This window comes from Demequina sp. NBRC 110054, assembly GCF_002090115.1.
GTDB lineage: Bacteria > Actinomycetota > Actinomycetes > Actinomycetales > Demequinaceae > Demequina.
This window is the reverse complement of the sequence record NZ_BBRK01000005.1, coordinates 38,109-53,751: the sequence shown is the minus strand read 5'-3', so window position 1 is coordinate 53,751 and position 15,643 is coordinate 38,109. Positions and strand designations below refer to the sequence as shown.

At 72.4% G+C, this 15,643-nt stretch carries 13 protein-coding genes; 1 reads left to right on the top strand and 12 read right to left on the bottom strand.

Annotation, left to right across the window (positions count from 1 at the left end):
• Positions 1-55: 55 nt before the first annotated feature.
• From B7K23_RS16080 to B7K23_RS09510, 6 genes are all read right to left on the bottom strand, one after another.
• Positions 56-637, bottom strand: coding sequence for a methylated-DNA--[protein]-cysteine S-methyltransferase (locus B7K23_RS16080; RefSeq protein ID WP_304441565.1), 582 nt, complete (start codon positions 635-637; stop codon positions 56-58).
• On the bottom strand, positions 634-2,178 hold the full coding sequence (locus B7K23_RS09530; protein WP_084126934.1) for a DNA-3-methyladenine glycosylase 2 family protein: 1,545 nt from the start codon (positions 2,176-2,178) through the stop codon (positions 634-636). Before B7K23_RS09530 ends, B7K23_RS16080 begins: the two co-directional genes overlap by 4 nt.
• A 108-nt stretch (positions 2,179-2,286) precedes the next feature.
• Positions 2,287-5,676, bottom strand: a complete 3,390-nt coding sequence (locus B7K23_RS09525; protein ID WP_084126364.1) for an error-prone DNA polymerase — start codon at positions 5,674-5,676, stop codon at positions 2,287-2,289.
• Between the two features lie 44 nt (positions 5,677-5,720).
• Positions 5,721-7,433, bottom strand: coding sequence for a DNA polymerase Y family protein (locus tag B7K23_RS09520; protein WP_084126363.1), 1,713 nt, complete (start codon positions 7,431-7,433; stop codon positions 5,721-5,723).
• Positions 7,430-8,113: a hypothetical protein gene (locus B7K23_RS09515; protein WP_084126362.1), complete on the bottom strand. Its 684-nt coding sequence runs from the start codon at positions 8,111-8,113 to the stop codon at positions 7,430-7,432. The genes B7K23_RS09520 and B7K23_RS09515 overlap by 4 nt, the downstream gene beginning before the upstream one ends.
• Positions 8,114-8,324: 211 nt before the next feature.
• Positions 8,325-9,134: an RNA methyltransferase gene (locus tag B7K23_RS09510; protein ID WP_084126361.1), complete on the bottom strand. Its 810-nt coding sequence runs from the start codon at positions 9,132-9,134 to the stop codon at positions 8,325-8,327.
• A gap of 95 nt (positions 9,135-9,229) precedes the next feature.
• Between B7K23_RS09510 and B7K23_RS09505 the strand changes: the two genes are divergently transcribed.
• Complete coding sequence (locus B7K23_RS09505) at positions 9,230-10,243, top strand: DUF2157 domain-containing protein (RefSeq protein WP_084126360.1); 1,014 nt, start codon at positions 9,230-9,232, stop codon at positions 10,241-10,243.
• A 68-nt stretch (positions 10,244-10,311) separates the two neighbouring features.
• Here the strand turns inward: B7K23_RS09505 and B7K23_RS09500 are convergent, their stop codons facing one another.
• The 6 genes from B7K23_RS09500 to glgA all read right to left on the bottom strand — a co-directional run bounded on the left by B7K23_RS09500 (position 10,312) and on the right by glgA (position 15,581).
• Complete coding sequence (locus B7K23_RS09500; RefSeq protein ID WP_084126358.1) at positions 10,312-11,391, bottom strand: SPFH domain-containing protein; 1,080 nt, start codon at positions 11,389-11,391, stop codon at positions 10,312-10,314.
• A gap of 4 nt (positions 11,392-11,395) precedes the next feature.
• Positions 11,396-11,854 carry an NfeD family protein gene (locus tag B7K23_RS09495; RefSeq protein ID WP_084126357.1) on the bottom strand — a complete coding sequence of 153 codons (459 nt, stop codon included), beginning with the start codon at positions 11,852-11,854 and terminating at the stop codon, positions 11,396-11,398.
• A gap of 197 nt (positions 11,855-12,051) precedes the next feature.
• Complete coding sequence (locus tag B7K23_RS09490) at positions 12,052-13,011, bottom strand: sulfite exporter TauE/SafE family protein (protein WP_084126356.1); 960 nt, start codon at positions 13,009-13,011, stop codon at positions 12,052-12,054.
• Positions 13,012-13,120: 109 nt separating this feature from the next.
• Positions 13,121-13,573, bottom strand: a complete 453-nt coding sequence (locus tag B7K23_RS09485; RefSeq protein WP_084126355.1) for an Rrf2 family transcriptional regulator — start codon at positions 13,571-13,573, stop codon at positions 13,121-13,123.
• A gap of 9 nt (positions 13,574-13,582) precedes the next feature.
• Complete coding sequence (locus tag B7K23_RS09480) at positions 13,583-14,368, bottom strand: ABC transporter ATP-binding protein (protein ID WP_084126354.1); 786 nt, start codon at positions 14,366-14,368, stop codon at positions 13,583-13,585.
• 10 nt (positions 14,369-14,378) lie between these two features.
• Positions 14,379-15,581: a glycogen synthase gene (glgA, locus tag B7K23_RS09475; protein ID WP_084126353.1), complete on the bottom strand. Its 1,203-nt coding sequence runs from the start codon at positions 15,579-15,581 to the stop codon at positions 14,379-14,381.
• Positions 15,582-15,643 lie beyond the last annotated feature (62 nt).

The window sequence follows — 15,643 nt, the reverse complement described above, 5'->3', positions numbered from 1 at the left end:
GGTGCAACCTCAACCCGGGGTGAAGTTATTCCATACAGGCGTTAAAGAGATCTGGTCACAGGGCCAGCGCCGCCCCCTCGTGGGCCAGCAGCCAGCGCTTGCGCTCGAGCCCTCCGGCGTAGCCCGTGAAGCTTCCGTCAGCCCCGATCACCCGGTGGCAGGGCACGAGGACCCCGACGGGATTCGCGCCGATCGCGGCGCCGATAGCACGCACTGCCGTGGGCCTCCCGATCGCCTCCGCGATCTCCCTGTACGTCCGCGTCACGCCCGCGGGGATCGTGAGCAGCTCCCGCCATACCTCGACCTGCATGTCGGTCCCGACCAGGTCGAGGTCGGGCAGGTCCTCCACCGCGCCGTCCCCAGCGAAGTAGGTCTCGATCGCGGCCACCGCCTTCGCGAGCACCGCGTGAGCGGCGCGCTCCGCGTCGGTGGACATCGCGGGGGTCCCGGCAGGCCGACGCGTCGCCGGGCCCTCCGACCACTCCTCGAACCTCGCCATCGCGAGTCCACGCTCGGTTGCCCCGAGGGTCATCGGCCCGAGCGGGGTCTCGACAGTGGTCGCCGCGCTCCCGCCGTCTCCTCGCGGCGGGCCCGGCTCGACGCCCCGTCTCATGGCCGTCTTCTCGTCCTGCCTCATGACCTTCTCCCTTCCGCGTTTGCCGTCCACAGGTGCTGCGCCGCGTAGGCCCTCCACGGCCTCCACGACTCTGCCGTGGGAGACACGTCCTTCGCCTCGCCCCCGATCTCGCGCCTCAGCACCAGGTCGGTGCCGGGGAAGGCGTCCGGGTCCCCGTAGCCGCGCAGCATGACGTACTCGACGGTCCACGGCCCGATGCCAGGGAGCGCGAGAAGCCTGCTCCGCACCTCGGCACGGTCGGCTCCCAGCGACGTATCGATCTCTCCGTCGACGACAGCGCGTGCGACGCCGAGGAGCGCGCGCCAGCGGGACGCCGGCATGAGCCCTCCCTCGGGATCGACGTCGAGCAGCGCCTCGGCCGTCGGGAGCAGCAGCGTGGGCCTGGCGTCGGGAGCGGACCGCGCGACATCGCCTTGAGCGGCCGCAGCGCCAGCACCCGCAGCTCCGTCGCCGTCGGCTTCGCCCTCAAGGGCGACTCGCTCGCCCCAGCGCTCGGCGAGGAGGGACAGCGTGCGCCGGGCCCCCACGACCGACACCTGCTGCCCGACGATCGCGCGCATCATCGCCTCGAAGCGGTCGACAGAGCCGGGCACCCGCAGGCCGGGAGCCGTCGCGACGTGCGGCGCGAGGGCCTCGCTGCGGCTGAGCGCCTCCGCGACGGCCACGGGATCGGCGTCGAGGTCGAGCAGCGCGCGACAGCGTGCCACCGCGGACCCGAGATCCCGCGGGTCGGCGAGCTCGAGCCGCACGTGGACACCGGTCGCGTCCGGTGCGAGGCGGGCGCGTGCCGGACCGTGGTGGAGCCGCATCGTCCGCGTATGCGCGGTCCCGGGCTCGACACGCTCGACGCCCTCGATCGCGCGCGCGGCCAGGAAACCCAGCGCCCGGGCCCCGTCGAAGGGCTCCCTCGTACCGAGCCGGAGGTCTACCGTCACCGTGCCCGCATCGTCCTGGGGCCCCACGGCCCCTCGCCGGCTCCTGCGCCCCTCGCGGACCTGGCTCGGAGAGAGGCCCCACGCTCGGCGGGCGGCGTCGTTGAACTGCCGCACCGAACCGAAGCCCGCGGTGAGCGCGACCTGGGTGACCGGGAGGTCGGTGTGCTCGAGCAGGGCTCGCGCGCTGTGGAGCCGATGCGCGGTGGCGAGGGCGAGGGGCGGCGCGCCGAGCTCGTCGACGAGGATGCGCTGGAGCTGGCGGCTCGAGTATCCGAGCCGGGCCGAGAGGCCTTCGACGCCGTCGCGATCGACGACGCCGTCGTCGATGAGCCGCATCGCGCGCGCCGCGACGTCTCCGCTCGCATCCCAGTCGGGCGAGCCGGGCACCGCCTCGGGGCGGCAGCGCCGGCACGAGCGGAAGCCCGCGGATTGCGCGGCCGCCGACGTGCGGTAGAAGCGCACGTTCTGCCTCGCGGGAGTGCGCGCGGGGCACGACGGACGGCAGTAGATGCCCGTCGTCAGCACGGCGGTGAAGAACTGACCGTCGTAGCGCGCGTCCCGCCCGCGGATCACCGCGTAGCGCGTGTCGTCATCCCACATGTCCATGAGCATGACTCATCTCGCGGGATGCTGCTGGCGGTTTTCGGACATTGCAGCGAGGGCGTCCCTCGGCGGCAGACGCGGCGGCGGGGGTGCGTGCGCCGGCGTCGACGCTCATCGGAAGTCCCTGCTCGTGGTCGGCACCTTGAGGCTCAGCGGGGACAGATGCTCCGCGACGAGGTTCGTCGCCCCGTCCGCACGCTCGATCCTCCCGCGGATCACGAGGGCCGGGGACCTGCGCGCGACCGCCTGGAAGCGCCTCCACAGACCCGCGGAGCAGATGACGTTGAGGAATCCCGTCTCGTCCTCGAGCGACAGGAACGTGACCCCCTTCGCGGTGCCTGGCCGCTGGCGGTGGGTGACGACGCCCGCGGTCGCGACGCGTCGGTCCGACTCGTGTGTGAGCACCTCGCTCACGCGCAGGATCCCCTGCCTGTCGAGTCCCTCGCGCACGAACACGGTCGGGTACGAGTCGACGGAGACGCCCGAGGCCCACACGTCGGCCACCGCCTCCTCGACCACCGACATGCCGGGCAGCTGAGGGGCCTCGACGCCGGGGACGACGTCGGGCAGGGTGCCCGGCCCCTCCTTGGAGAGCACGCCCGCCGCCCAGAGCCCCTCGCGTCGGGTCACGCCGAGCGACTCGAGGGCCCCGGCAGTCGCGAGCGCCTCCCATTGGGCCGTCGTGAGCCCCTTCTCGGGCGCGAGGCCCACCTGACCGGACACACCGCTGGGCCGCACCCGTACCCGCCGCGCCATGTCACCGAGGGAGGAGAAGGGCGCCTCCTCTCGCGCGGCGACGATCGCGTCGGCCGCCTCCGCGCCCAGGCCGCGGATCGCGCGCAGCCCCATCCTCACGGCGAGAGTGCGATCCACGCGGGTGAGCCGCGCCATGTCCTCGCGGGTCTCCCCTGGCGGCGTGAACGACGCCTCGAGCCTCTCGACGGTCGCGAGCGGCTGGGATCTCTCGACGCACGGGCGCAGCACCACCTGACCGTGGCGGCGTGCGTCGGCGGCGAGCGACTGGGGCGAGTAGAAGCCCATCGGCTGGGCGGCGAGGAGCCCCGCATAGAACGCCGCAGGCTTGTGCGCCTTGAGCCAGCTCGACGCGTACACGAGGTAGGCGAACGAGTACGAATGCGACTCGGGGAAGCCGAAGTCGGAGAAGGCCTTGAGCTTGTCGAAGATCTGCTGCGCGACGTCGGCCGTGATGCCCCGCTCGTGGGCGCCGACCATGAACCTGGCCCTCAGCGCCTCCATCCGCTCGGGCGAGCGCTTGGAGCCCATCGCGCGGCGCAGCTGGTCGGCCAGCGCCCCGTCGAAGCCCGCGCAGTCCATCGCCATCTGCATGAGCTGCTCCTGGAACAACGGCACCCCGAGCGTCTTGCCGAGGGACTTCTCGAGCAGCGGGTGCAGGTAGGTGACCTCCTCCCTGCCTCGCGCGCGGTTGATGTAGGGGTGGACCGACCCTCCCTGGATGGGACCCGGACGGATGAGCGCGACCTCGATGACGATGTCGTAGAACCGGCGGGGCCTGAGCCGCGGCAGGGTCGCCATCTGCGCGCGCGACTCCACCTGGAACACCCCCACGGTGTCCGCGGCGCACAGCAGGTCGTAGACGGCGGGATCCTCCTGGGGAAGAGAGTGCAGCGACAGGTCCTGGCGCTCGACGTCCTGGACGTAGCGGAACGCGTACTTGAGCGCGGAGAGCATGCCGAGCCCGAGCAGGTCGAACTTGACCAGCCCCGCGTCGGCGCAGTCGTCCTTGTCCCACTGCAGCACCGTGCGCCCCGGCATGCGCGCCCATTCGACGGGGCACACGTCGATCACGGGGCGGTCGCACAGCACCATGCCCCCGGGATGGATGCCGAGGTGTCGAGGGAGGCGCAGCATGCGCTCCGCGAGGTCGACGACCTGTCCGGGGATGTGGTCGAGCGGCTGGGCGGGCGGCGGCTCGGGCCACATCGCGTCGCGCTGTCGCGCGGCCCAGGCCTCCTCGGCCTTGCGGTCGGAGCGCAGCGTCGACCACCGGTCGATCGACGTGGACCACGCGTCCTGCTGGCCCGCGTCGTAGCCGAGCGCGCGGGCGGCGTCCCTCACCGCGGAGCGCGGTCGGTACTGGATGACGTTGGCGACCATCGCGGCGTTGATGCGACCGAAGCGCTGGAAGACGTACTGGATGACCTCCTCGCGCCTGTCGGACTCGATGTCCACGTCGATGTCGGGGGGCCCGTCCCGCTCGGGCGCGAGGAAGCGCTCGAACAGCAGCCCGTGGGTGACGGCGTCGACCGCGGTGACGCCGAGCGCGTAGCAGACCGCAGAGTTCGCCGCCGAGCCTCGCCCCTGGCAGAGGATGTCCGCGCGGCGGCAGAAGTTGACGATGTCGTGGACGATCAGGAAGTAGCCGGGGAAGTCGAGCGCCTCGATCACCGCGAGCTCGTGCTCGATCTGCTTCCAGGCGCCGGGGATCCGCTCGGAGTCGGGAGTGCCGTAGCGCTCGCGCGCGCCGCGATACGTCAGCTCGCGCAGCCACGACGCCTCGGTGTGCCCCTCGGGGACCGGGTAGGGCGGGAGGTTCGGCGCGACGAGCTGGAGGTCGAACGCGCACTCGGCACCGAGCCGTGCGGCGTTCGCCACGGCATGCGGGTGCCGCCGGTGACGGTGGAGCATCTCGCCGGGCGATCGCAGGTGCAGTCCCGCGCCGCCGGGCAGCCAGCCATCCATGTCGTCGAGCGCCGACCGCGCGCGCACCGCAGCGAGCGCCGAGGCCAGATCGGCGTCCCGAGGCGTCGCGTAGTGGGCGTTCGTGGTCGCCACGAGCGGCAGCCCCGAGTCGAAGGCGAGGTCGGCGAGCGCATCGTTCACCTCGGAGTCGTACGGCTGGCCCGTATCGGTGATCTCGACAGCCACGTTGTCGCGTCCGAACAGCGCCGCGAGCCGGTCCAGCTCCGCGCGCGCCGCGGCGAAGCCCTCGCGGGTGACGCCGACCCCCTGGGCGTCGAGGCCGACCCCCGGGACGCCGATGCCCGCGAGCGCGCGCCTCACCGTCCCCTTGCGGCAGCCGGTGAGGACGAGCAGCTCACCGCCGCCGTCCGAGGCGAGCTGCTCGAGCGTGTAGCGAGCCGTGCCCTTCTCCCCCGTGGCGAGATGCGCCATGCCGATCGCGTGCGAGAGCCGTGCGTAGCCGCTCGCTCCGCGGGCGAGCACGAGCAGGTGGGAGCCGCGGGGGTCCGGCCGATCGGTGGGCGCGTCCAGCACCGGTGCTCCCCCCGGCCCCTCGGGCACCGACAGGTGCAGCTCCGATCCGAAGATCGCGGGCAGCCCGATCGCCCGCGCGGCGTTCGCGAAGCGGACGGCGCCGTACAGGCCGTCGTGGTCGGTGATCGCCATCGCGGACAGCCCGAGCCTTCCCGCCTCGGCGGCCATCTCCTCGGGCTGGCTCGCGCCGTCGAGGAAGCTGAAGGCCGAGTGCGCGTGCAGTTCGGCGTACTCGGGCTCAGCCATGGCTCCGTCCCGCCCGATCTCCCCGTGCCCGGCCGCGGTTCCTCTCAGTCATAGAGCGCCTCGAGCCTCCAGGCCCCGCCCGCGAAGGCGACGAGCACCGCGAGGCCCGGCTCCCCGTCGGGGGTGCGCAGCGCGAGCTGCATGTACGCGCGGCGGTCCGCGTCCGGCGCCCACCAGCGCTCCGCGACGGGCCATGGCCCTGCCCAGGCCTCGACGGGACGCGCCTTCTCCCACACGGGGCCCTCGTCGCCGCCGACGTGGCCCGAGGAGGGATGACGATGCTGGGCCTTGGCGCGCGCGTCGCGAGGATCGGCGGTCAGCCGCACCCACGTGGGCGGGGCCGAGACGGCGAGCCTCCTGTCGATCACGAGGGGGCTGCCGCCGGCGTCGAGCACCTGGACGGGCGCGGGGACGGGCAGGACCGTCGCGGGCGCGGGGTCGGGGATCCGCCCCGGCCAGGGGTGCTCGATGCGGCGAGGAGGCTCGCCCTCCTGCCCCCAGGCGAGCGCGTGGACCCGGTCCCTGGGCGAGCGTCCTCCCTGCTCGGCCACGGCGAGCACGCCGTCGATGCCGAGCAGTCCCTGCAGCCGCTCGAGCGCGCGCAGGGCCTTCGCGTCGCCGCCCGAGGAGCCTCCCCACAGGTAGGACTGCTCGTCGCCGAGCGCGACCACGTCCTCCGCGACGAGCGCCAGGGAGACCAGCGGCGCAGGCTCGGGCCCGTCACCCGTGCCGGAAAGCCAGCCCTCGAGCTGCCAGCGCACCCGGTCGGCCATGTGGGCCGCGAAGGCGCCTGAGCGCGTGGCGACATCCGTGCGCCACACGCGCTCGAGGACGTCACCCTTGGCGGTCCGGGCGGCGATGCGCACCCTGCCGCACCTCATCCCTGCGGCCAGGAGAGCCGCGTCGAGGCGCTGCGCCGCGTCCTTGGCCGCCCAGGCGAGCTGCTCGGCCCGCTCCGCGGGGTCCTCGAAGTCCTGCTCGACCGCGATGTCCTCCTCGGACCTCCGGAGCACCGGCGGAGCGATGTCCTGGCCGAGCGCCATGCGCTGCGCCCACGCGCCGAACGGCCCGAAGCGCGCCAGCACGTCCCCTGCGGGAAGCGCCGCGAGCTGACCCAGGGTGTGGAGCCCGAGCCTGGACAGCACGCCGACGAGGGTGTCGGCCTCGGCTCTGCGTTCCCTCTCCATCACCGCGTGCGTCAGGGAGTCCACGGGCAGCGGGGCGAGGAAGTCCGCGGACTCCCCCGACGGCACGAGCGCGGAGACCCTCGCGGCCATCACCGCGGCGAGCAGGCCGTCGGCGGCGCCCACCTGAGCCTCGCCTCCCGACTCGGCCACGGCGCTCACGAGGGCCTCCGCGAGCGTCTCCTCGGAGCCGTGGAAGCGCGCGGCGCCGTCCGCGGGGATCATCAGCAGCCCGGGGCGGGAGATCTCGACGCCCGCGACGACCTGCTCGGCCGCGGCCGCCACGGACTCGAACTCGCGCGCGTCCCTGCCCTCGTCGTAGCCGAGGATCACGAGCTCGGGGCACACGCGCTGCGCCGCACGCTTGCGCATGCCCCGCCGCACCCCCGAGGCGCGCGCCGAGGCGGAGACCGCCACGAGCCCCCTGCCGTGCAGCACCGCCGCGGGCGCCTCGAGCCCGAGCCCCGCCTCGGCGACGGCGGCGACCACGGGCCAGTCGGGCACCCACAGGACGGCGCGACGCACGGTCTCCACGGGTCCCGTCGCCCGGGCGGCCCTGGCCTCGGTGCTCATGCGACCTCCTCGCGGGTCTCGGCGGCCGCGGCGCGCGAGGACGCGAGCGCGTGGTCCACATCCAGTGCGATCCGCACGCGCCTGGCCGCACCCGCGCGCCGTCCCGTGACGACGACGGTCGCCTCGCGCCCTCGCAGCCGCCCGTCACCCGCGCCGAGTCCCGACCACCGCACTCTCTCGACGTCAAGAGACAGCTCCGCCCCCGCCCAGGGGCCGGCCGACAGCAGCAGAGCGCCCTGCTCGCGGGCACGCGAGGCCAGCCGCCGACGATCCGCCTCCGACAGCGCGAGCCGCTCGCCCGTCATCACCACGTCGACGCCCTCGAGGCACAGCGCGAGGACCGCGGCCGCCTGCACGCCGGGCTCCGGCACGAGCGCGAGCCTGGACAGGTCGATGCCGCGCCTGCGCGCCGCGACGACCCCCACTGCAGGCATGCCGACCGCAGCCGCCCAGGCGCCCCGCTGAGAGGCCTGTCCCGCGAGCGCGAGAAGCAGCGAGGTGGAGCCGCAGACGCTCACCACCCTGCCGCGGGGAAGCCCGTCGGGAAGCAGCGCGGACCAGGCCTGATCCACCGGCCACGCACGATCCGAGTCGTCGCGCGCGACTCCGACCCGCGCCTCGACCTCCTTGAGGGCGGCGCGGGCTGCGGCAAGACGATCCCCACGAGCCTGTTCGAACATATGTTCGATTCTGCCATGACGGACCGACATCCGAGAAGGCGATACGGGCGCGCAGTGAGCAATCCTGCACGCACCTGGGACGAAGGTGACACCGGGGACTCAGGAGGATCCCCACCAGCCCCCGAAGCCGCACCCGTCACACGTGCGTGCAGAGATGTACGCACCCGCGAAGGCGCCGCCGGACGACGGCCACGGGCCCGCGGAAGGACGGTCAGCGGACGCGCAGCTCCCACATGGCGACGGCCGAGGCGGCCGCGACGTTGAGCGAGTCCACTCCCCCGGCCATCGGGATCGTGACGACCGCGTCGACGCTTCGCAGCGCTGCTCGGGAGAGCCCGTCGCCCTCCGAGCCCATCATGATCGCGACCCGCTCGTGGCCGAGCGCCGAGAACTCGTCCAGGGTCACCGCATCGTCCGCGAGCGCGAGCCCCGCGACCACGAAGCCCGCCTCGCGCAGCCGCTCGAGATCCCCCGGCCACTCCTCCGCGCGCGTCCACGGCACCTGGAACACGGTGCCCATCGATACCTTGACCGAGCGGCGGTACAGCGGGTCCGCGCACGTGGGCGCGACGACGATCGCATCCGCGCCGATGCCGGCCGCGGAGCGGAAGATCGCGCCGACGTTGGTGTGGTCGACGATCCCCTCGAGCACCACCACGCGGCGCGCGTCGGCGACGAGCTCGGACACCGACGGAAGCACGGGACGATGCATCGCAGCCAGGGCGCCGCGGTGGACCTGGAAGCCGGTCACCGACTCGAGCACCTCGCTCGGCGCGACGTATACCGGCGCGTCCGTCTCCGCCGCGGCGAGAGCCTCGTCCACTCCGGCCAGCCATCGCTCGCTCACGAGCACGGATCGCGGTTCGTGGCCGGCGGCCAGCGCGCGCGAGATCACCTTCGCGCCCTCGGCCATGTACAGGCCGCGCTCGGGCTCGAGGCTGCGGCGCAGTGCGACGTCGGTGAGGCCGCGATAGTCGGCGAGCCGATCGTCGGCGGCCGAGTCGACTGGGATGACGGGCATGCGTCCATCATCCCAGTCAGCACTGGGTGCGAGGCGCCGACGGGCGTAATCTGGAGGTGAGGATCCGCGAGGGTCCGAGCTGAGAGGACGCGGTCATGATCGCGCAGCGGGACAGGTTCGACGAGTGGGTGGAGGCGGGCCTGCTGGAGGCCACCACCGCGGAGGCGCTCAGGCGCTACGAGAACGATCATGGGCACGCAGAGCTGGCCGCGGAGGCCCTGCCCCTCGCCACCCCGCCCGCACCATCCGCGCCCGACGCCCCCGCACCCCCGGAGGGTCGCAGCCGCGCCCTCGCCCTCGTCGGAGAGATCCTCGGCTATCTCGGTGCGGTGCTCGCGATCACCGCGATCAGCTTCCTCGTGGGCCAGACGTGGTCCTCGATCCCGACCGCGGGGCGCATCGCGCTGGTCGCGGTGCTCACCGCGGTCGTCGCCACCTCGGGCTTCATGGCCTCGCGCTCGCCGCAGGACGCGGCGCAGCGGCTCGCATCGGCGCTGCTGCTCGCGACCGTGGCGTGCGCGGGATGGCTCTCGTGGGTCCTCGTGGACGCCGCGGGGCTGAGAGACGAGAACGCGGCGCTATGGACGTTCGTCGTCGCGGCGGTGGTCGCGGCCGCGATCTACGTGCTGCGACGCCGCGCACTCGCACAGCTCGCGCTGCTGGCCACGGCCCTCGGGGTGTCGATCACGACGATCGAGGTGCTCGACGCGACCGAGGGCCTCACCCCCGGCCTCGTGATCGGCTCGGTGGGCGCCGCGTGGACCGCGCTCGCGATCGCGCGCGTCCTGACCCCCACGATGCCGGCGCTCATCGCGGGCGGGCTCGTGACCGTCTCCGGGATCAGCACCGTGGCCTTCGACGAGGACCTCCGCTGGCTCGTGCTGACCATCGGCGTCACGGTCGCGGTCGGCATGCTCGTGCTCGCCGTACTGAGGCGCGAGCTGCTCACCCTCATGATCCCGGGCGGCATCGGCCTGCTCGTATTCGTGCCGCAGCTCATGGAGCACCTCGTGGGCAATGCGGTCGCCACCTGGTCCGCGGTCCTCGTCACCGGCGTCGCGCTGATCCTCGTGGCGATCAGGATGCTGCGGGAGCCGCGGCCTGACTGAAGCAGGCCGCCCCGCACACGACCGGGCCCCGAGAAGCAGCGGCTTCCCGGGGCCCGGTTCGTGAGTGCCTACTGGCCCTTCTCGGCGTCCGGGTCGAACGGACGGCCCGACTCGGAGCCGGCCTTGTCCGCCTCGGCGGACACGCCCTCGGCCTGGCGGCGGGCCTCCTCGAGCGCGGCACGCGGGTCGGCGAGGGCCGACGTGATCCGCGACTTGCGGCTCTCGGCACGCTCGGCACGCTCGAGCGGCTCGGGCTCCTCGACGCCGCCGAAGCCCGCGGAGATCGCCTTGAGGGCGCCCGTGAACTCGGTCGGCACGAACCACATCTGGTTGTTGGTGCCCTGCGCGATCTCGGGGAGCATCTGCAGGTACTGGTAGGACAGCAGCTTCGAGTCGGCGTCGCCCTCGTGGATCGCGTCGAAGACCTGGAGGATCGCGCGCGCCTCACCCTCGGCCTTGAGGATGCGGGACTGCGCCTCACCCTCGGCCTTCAGGATCGCCGACTGCTTCTCACCCTCGGCGGTGAGGATCTGCGACTGCTTCACGCCCTCCGCCGTGAGGATCGCGGCGCGACGGTCACGCTCGGCGCGCATCTGCTTCTCCATCGAGTCCTTCACGGACATCGGCGGCTCGATCGCCTTGAGCTCCACGCGGTTGACGCGGATGCCCCACTTGCCGGTCGCCTCGTCGAGCACGCCGCGCAGCTGACCGTTGATCTGGTCGCGGCTGGTCAGCGTCTGCTCGAGGTCCATGGTTCCGATGACGTTACGGATCGTGGTGACCGTGAGCTGCTGCATACCGACGATGTAGTTGGCGATCTCGTACACGGCCGACTTGGAGTCGTTGACCTGGAAGTAGATGACCGTGTCGATCTCCACGACCAGGTTGTCCGACGTGATCACGGACTGCGGGGGGAAGGACACGACCTGCTCGCGCATGTCGACCTTCTGGCGCACCTTGTCGATGAACGGCACCAGCAGGTGCATGCCCGCCTCGAGCGTCCTGCTGTAGCGCCCGAGCCGCTCGACGACGCGGGTCTCCGCCTGCGGCACGATCTGCAGCGCCTTCGCGATGGTCGAGATGATGAAGATCGCGAAGACGATCAGCGCGATGATGCCGATCAGTCCGACGATGTTGAAGTCGTCCATAGCCCTATTCCTCCTTCTGAGCGACGCCGTCGGCCGCCCCCTGCGCGACGATGGCCGTCGCGCCCTTGATCTCGAGCACCGACACCTCGGTGCCCTCCGGGATCACGGGCGCGTCGTCGCGCGTGCGCGCCGACCACACCTCCCCCGCCAGCTTGACGCGGCCCGTCCGCTCGGTGATCTCGTCGAGCGTGTAGGCCTCCTTGCCGATGAGCCCTGCCGCGTTCGTCTCGGCGACCGGCCCCTTCTTGCGCAGGGAGCGCAGCAGGAACGGTCGCACGGCGAACAGCAGGACGCTCGACACCACGGCGAAGACCACGATGCTCACCCACAGCGGCGCACCCAGCAGCGTCGCGATGCCACCCGCGAGCGCGCCGCCCGCGAACATCAGCAGCGTCAGGTCGAGGGTCGCGAGCTCCGCGATCCCCAGCACAAGCGCCGCGATGAACCACCACATGGAATCCATGTTCCACCTCCTTCCGGCACGCTAGCAGGAGGGACAGAGGCGTTCCATCGGCCCCGGGGATGATCGGGCGGACGAGGGACGATGCGGTCGTCATCCCTGGGATGGATGCCGCCTCACGCAGCCCCCGGAGACAGCGATGGCCGGCCCCGCCGCGCTGTCGCGTGCGGGACCGGCCTCGCGGGTCTGCGGGGGTCGGGTCAGCGCCGCTCGACGAGCTCAGCGACGGGCCCGGCCTCGTGGGCGCCCTCACGCTCCTCGGCGGCGCCCCGCAGGGCCGCCTCCGCGGCCTCGCGTCGGTCCGTGAGGTGGCCACGCAAGGCGTACGCGAGCGCGGCGATCCAGACGAGCACGATGAGCGCGTACACGGCCCAGGCGTACGGCAGCACCGCCTCGAGCGCCTCGGCGTGCAGCAGCGTGCGCGCATTGGTGAGAAGGATCATCCCGCCGACCGCGGCACCCAGCATGCGCGGTGGCACGATGCGCACGAGGTAGGCAGCGATCGGAGCGGCGACAAGTCCGCCTGCGAGCAGCACGAGCACCCACGCGAAGTCGATGCCGGCCGTGCCGAGCCCGACGAGGAAGCCTGCCGAGGCGGAAAGGGCGACGAGGAACTCGGACGTGTCGATCGACCCGACCACCTTGCGCGGATCCATGCGCCCCGAGGCGAGAAGGGTCGGGGTGCCGATCGGACCCCAGCCGCCGCCACCCGTCGCGTCGACGAAGCCCGCGACCAGCCCGAGCGGCGCAAGGAAGCGCGAGCGCAGGGGGCGCGCGGCACGGTCGACCTTCACCTTGCGGCCCGTGAATCGCGCGAGGACGTAGATTCCCAGGCAGAACAGGAGCAGCGCCATGAGCGGACCCGCGGCCTCGGTCGTCAGTCTCGACAGGAACGTCGCGCCCGCGAAGGCGCCGATCGCGCCGGGGACGCCGACGCGCCACACGACGCGCCAGTCGACATTGCCGAAGCGCGCGTGCGCCGCACCGGAGGCGAGCGTCGTGCCCACCTGAGCCATGTGGACGGTCGCGGAGGCAAGGACGGGGCTGAGACCCAGCGCGAGCATGAGACTGGTCGACGTGACGCCGTAGCCCATGCCGAGGCTGCCGTCGATGAGCTGGGCGCCGAAGCCGACCAGAGCGAGCATGACGAGCGTCTGCATGTGGAACTCCTTCCGACGCCGGCCGCGGATGCGGCTCAGTAGCGCGTCAGGAGCACATTAACCCACTTCCCCAGTAGGAAACAATACATACCAAGAAAGTAGGTTTATATCAGGGGTTCTCCCAGGCGGATTCGTCCGAGATGAGGTCGGTGATCGTCGCGGGAAGCGCGCCACGCGCCAGATCGGCGACCGTCACGCTCTCCAGGACGCCGCGCACGCTCGCCCGCAGCGCGACCCACACCTTGAGCAGGTCATCGGCTGCGCCGTCGTAGGACAGCTCCGACGGCCGCTCCCCGCGCACGAACACGAGCGGGCCGTCCACCGCGCGCACGATCTCGGCGAGAGAGATCTCCTCCGCGGGCCGCGCGAGGCGATATCCGCCGCCCAGACCGCGCTGCGAGACCACGACGCCCTCGCGGCGCAGGATCGTGAGGATTCCCTCGAGGAACTTGCGAGGCATCGCCTGCGCCTCCGCGAGCGCCTCGGTCGTGAGCGAGCCCTCGGCTGCCGCGAGCTCGGCCGTGGCCCTGATCGCGTAGTCCGCGCGTGCTGAGACCCTCATGGGCGACGCTCAGGAGCCACGACGAGCGGTCCAGCGTCCGCCGGACTCCTGCACCTGGACCGGCATGCCATACGTGCGCGACAGGTTGTCCGCGGTCAGCACGTCACCGAGCGGACCCGCGGCGATCACCTCGCCGTCGCGCAGCAGCATCGCGTGGGTGAAGTCGACGGGGATCTCCTCGACATGATGCGTGACCATGACCATCGCGGGAGAACGTCGGTCGCCCGCGAGCTCCGTGAGGGCGCCGAGGAGCTCCTCGCGCCCACCGAGATCGAGGCCGGCCGCAGGCTCGTCGAGCAGCAGCAGCTCGGGGTCGGCCATGAGCGCCCTGGCGATCTGCACGCGCTTGCGCTCGCCCTCGGAGAGGGTCCAGAACTCGCGGTCCTTGTACCCGGTCATGCCGAACGCCTCGAGCAGCAGTGTGGCGCGCTCAAGGTCGACAGGCTCGTACTCCTCGTGCCAACGCCCCGTGACGCCGTGCGCGGCCGTCATGACGACGTCCTCGACGCGCTCCCCCGGCGGGATGTGGTCCGCGAGCGCGGAGCTCGACAGGCCCACGCGGATGCGCAGGTCGGTGACGTCGACCTCGCCGAGGCGCTCGCCGAGCACCTCGACCGTGCCCTCGGAGGGGTGCGTCCGCGCGGAAGCGAGCGTGATGAGCGTGGTCTTGCCCGCGCCGTTCGGGCCCAGCAGGACCCAACGGTCCGCTGAGTCCACGGTCCAGTCCACGCCGCGCAGGATCAGGTTGTCGTCGCGGCGCAGCTGCACGCCGCTCATCTCGAGCACGGTGGTCATGGGGGCGAGCCTATCCGAGGACGGAGTCGTAGAGGGCGAGCGTCCGGTCCCCGATCGCCTCCCAGGAGAAGTGCTCCGCGGCGCGCGCCCGTCCGGCCGCGCCGAACGCGGCGGCGCGCTCACCGTCGGACACCATGTCCGTAAGCGCCGCAGCCAGATCCGCCGCGAAGCCGTCCGGATCAAGGGGCGTGCCGGTGCCGTCCTGCATCTGCTCGATCTCGACGAGCGAGCCGGTCTCCCCCGGCACGACGACCTCCGGAATGCCTCCGGTCGCGGTCGCGACCACGGGCAGGCCGACGGCCATGGCCTCGAGATTCACGATGCCGAGCGGCTCGTAGACGCTCGGGCAGACGAACGCGGTGCACGCGTCGAGCACGGCGACGAGCTCGGGCCGGGGAAGCATCTGCTCGATCCACACGACGCCGTCGCGCTCGGACTGCAGCTTCTCCACCGCGCCCGAGACCTCGGCCGCGATCTCCTTGGTGTCGGGGGCACCCGCGCACAGCACCACCTGGATGTCCTTCGGCAGCTGCTCGACGGCCTTCAGGAAGTAGGGCAGGCCCTTCTGGCGCGTGATGCGGCCGACGAACACGATCGCCGGGCGCGTCGGGTCGATGCCGTAGCGCGCGACCACGGCGTCGGCCGCGGCGCGCGCCTCGTCGGTGCTCGGAGCGGCCCAGCCGTCCACGTCGATGCCGTTGTGGATGACATGCACCTTCGACGGGTCGACGTCCGGGTAGCAGCGCAGGACATCGGCGCGCATGCCCGCGCTCACGGCGATGATCGCGTCGGCGGCCTCGTAGGCGGTCTTCTCGATCCAGCTCGACACGCGGTAGCCGCCGCCCAGCTGCTCCGCCTTCCAGGGGCGAAGCGGCTCGAGCGAGTGCGCCGAGAGCACGTGCGGGACGCCGTGCAGCGTCTTCGCGAGGTGCCCCGCCATGTTGGCGTACCAGGTGTGCGAGTGGACCAGGTCGGCGCCCTCGCAGTCCTTCGCCATCGGCAGGTTGTGCGCGAGCACGTCGAGCGAGGCGTCCCCGACGCCGCCGCCGAGTGCGGTGTATCCCGTCACCCCGGGCTCGTCGCGGGGTCCGTCGAAGGCCCGCACCCGGACGTCGATGCGACTGCGGAGCACCGCCGCAAGCTCGTTGACATGGACGCCGGCGCCTCCGTAGACGAAGGGCGGATATTCGCGTGTGAGGAGGTCTGCTCGCATGTCCCCCACGCTATCGCGTCGATTCTCGGCGCGCGCCCTACACGCGGTGTCCCCATGCCGCT

Bases quoted from the DNA above. Each gene is read 5' to 3' on its own strand.
- B7K23_RS09520 (WP_084126363.1), bottom strand. From the start codon at position 7,433: ATGAGCACCGAGGCCAGGGCCGCCCGGGCGACGGGACCCGTGGAGACC.
- B7K23_RS09480 (WP_084126354.1), bottom strand. From the start codon at position 14,368: ATGACCACCGTGCTCGAGATGAGCGGCGTGCAGCTGCGCCGCGACGAC.
- glgA (WP_084126353.1), bottom strand. From the start codon at position 15,581: ATGCGAGCAGACCTCCTCACACGCGAATATCCGCCCTTCGTCTACGGA.
- B7K23_RS09505 (WP_084126360.1), top strand. From the start codon at position 9,230: ATGATCGCGCAGCGGGACAGGTTCGACGAGTGGGTGGAGGCGGGCCTG.
- B7K23_RS09525 (WP_084126364.1), bottom strand. From the start codon at position 5,676: ATGGCTGAGCCCGAGTACGCCGAACTGCACGCGCACTCGGCCTTCAGC.
- B7K23_RS09530 (WP_084126934.1), bottom strand. From the start codon at position 2,178: ATGGACATGTGGGATGACGACACGCGCTACGCGGTGATCCGCGGGCGG.
- B7K23_RS09490 (WP_084126356.1), bottom strand. From the start codon at position 13,011: ATGCAGACGCTCGTCATGCTCGCTCTGGTCGGCTTCGGCGCCCAGCTC.
- B7K23_RS09510 (WP_084126361.1), bottom strand. From the start codon at position 9,134: ATGCCCGTCATCCCAGTCGACTCGGCCGCCGACGATCGGCTCGCCGAC.
- B7K23_RS09515 (WP_084126362.1), bottom strand. From the start codon at position 8,113: ATGTTCGAACAGGCTCGTGGGGATCGTCTTGCCGCAGCCCGCGCCGCC.
- B7K23_RS09485 (WP_084126355.1), bottom strand. From the start codon at position 13,573: ATGAGGGTCTCAGCACGCGCGGACTACGCGATCAGGGCCACGGCCGAG.
- B7K23_RS16080 (WP_304441565.1), bottom strand. From the start codon at position 637: ATGAGGCAGGACGAGAAGACGGCCATGAGACGGGGCGTCGAGCCGGGC.
- B7K23_RS09495 (WP_084126357.1), bottom strand. From the start codon at position 11,854: ATGGATTCCATGTGGTGGTTCATCGCGGCGCTTGTGCTGGGGATCGCG.
- B7K23_RS09500 (WP_084126358.1), bottom strand. From the start codon at position 11,391: ATGGACGACTTCAACATCGTCGGACTGATCGGCATCATCGCGCTGATC.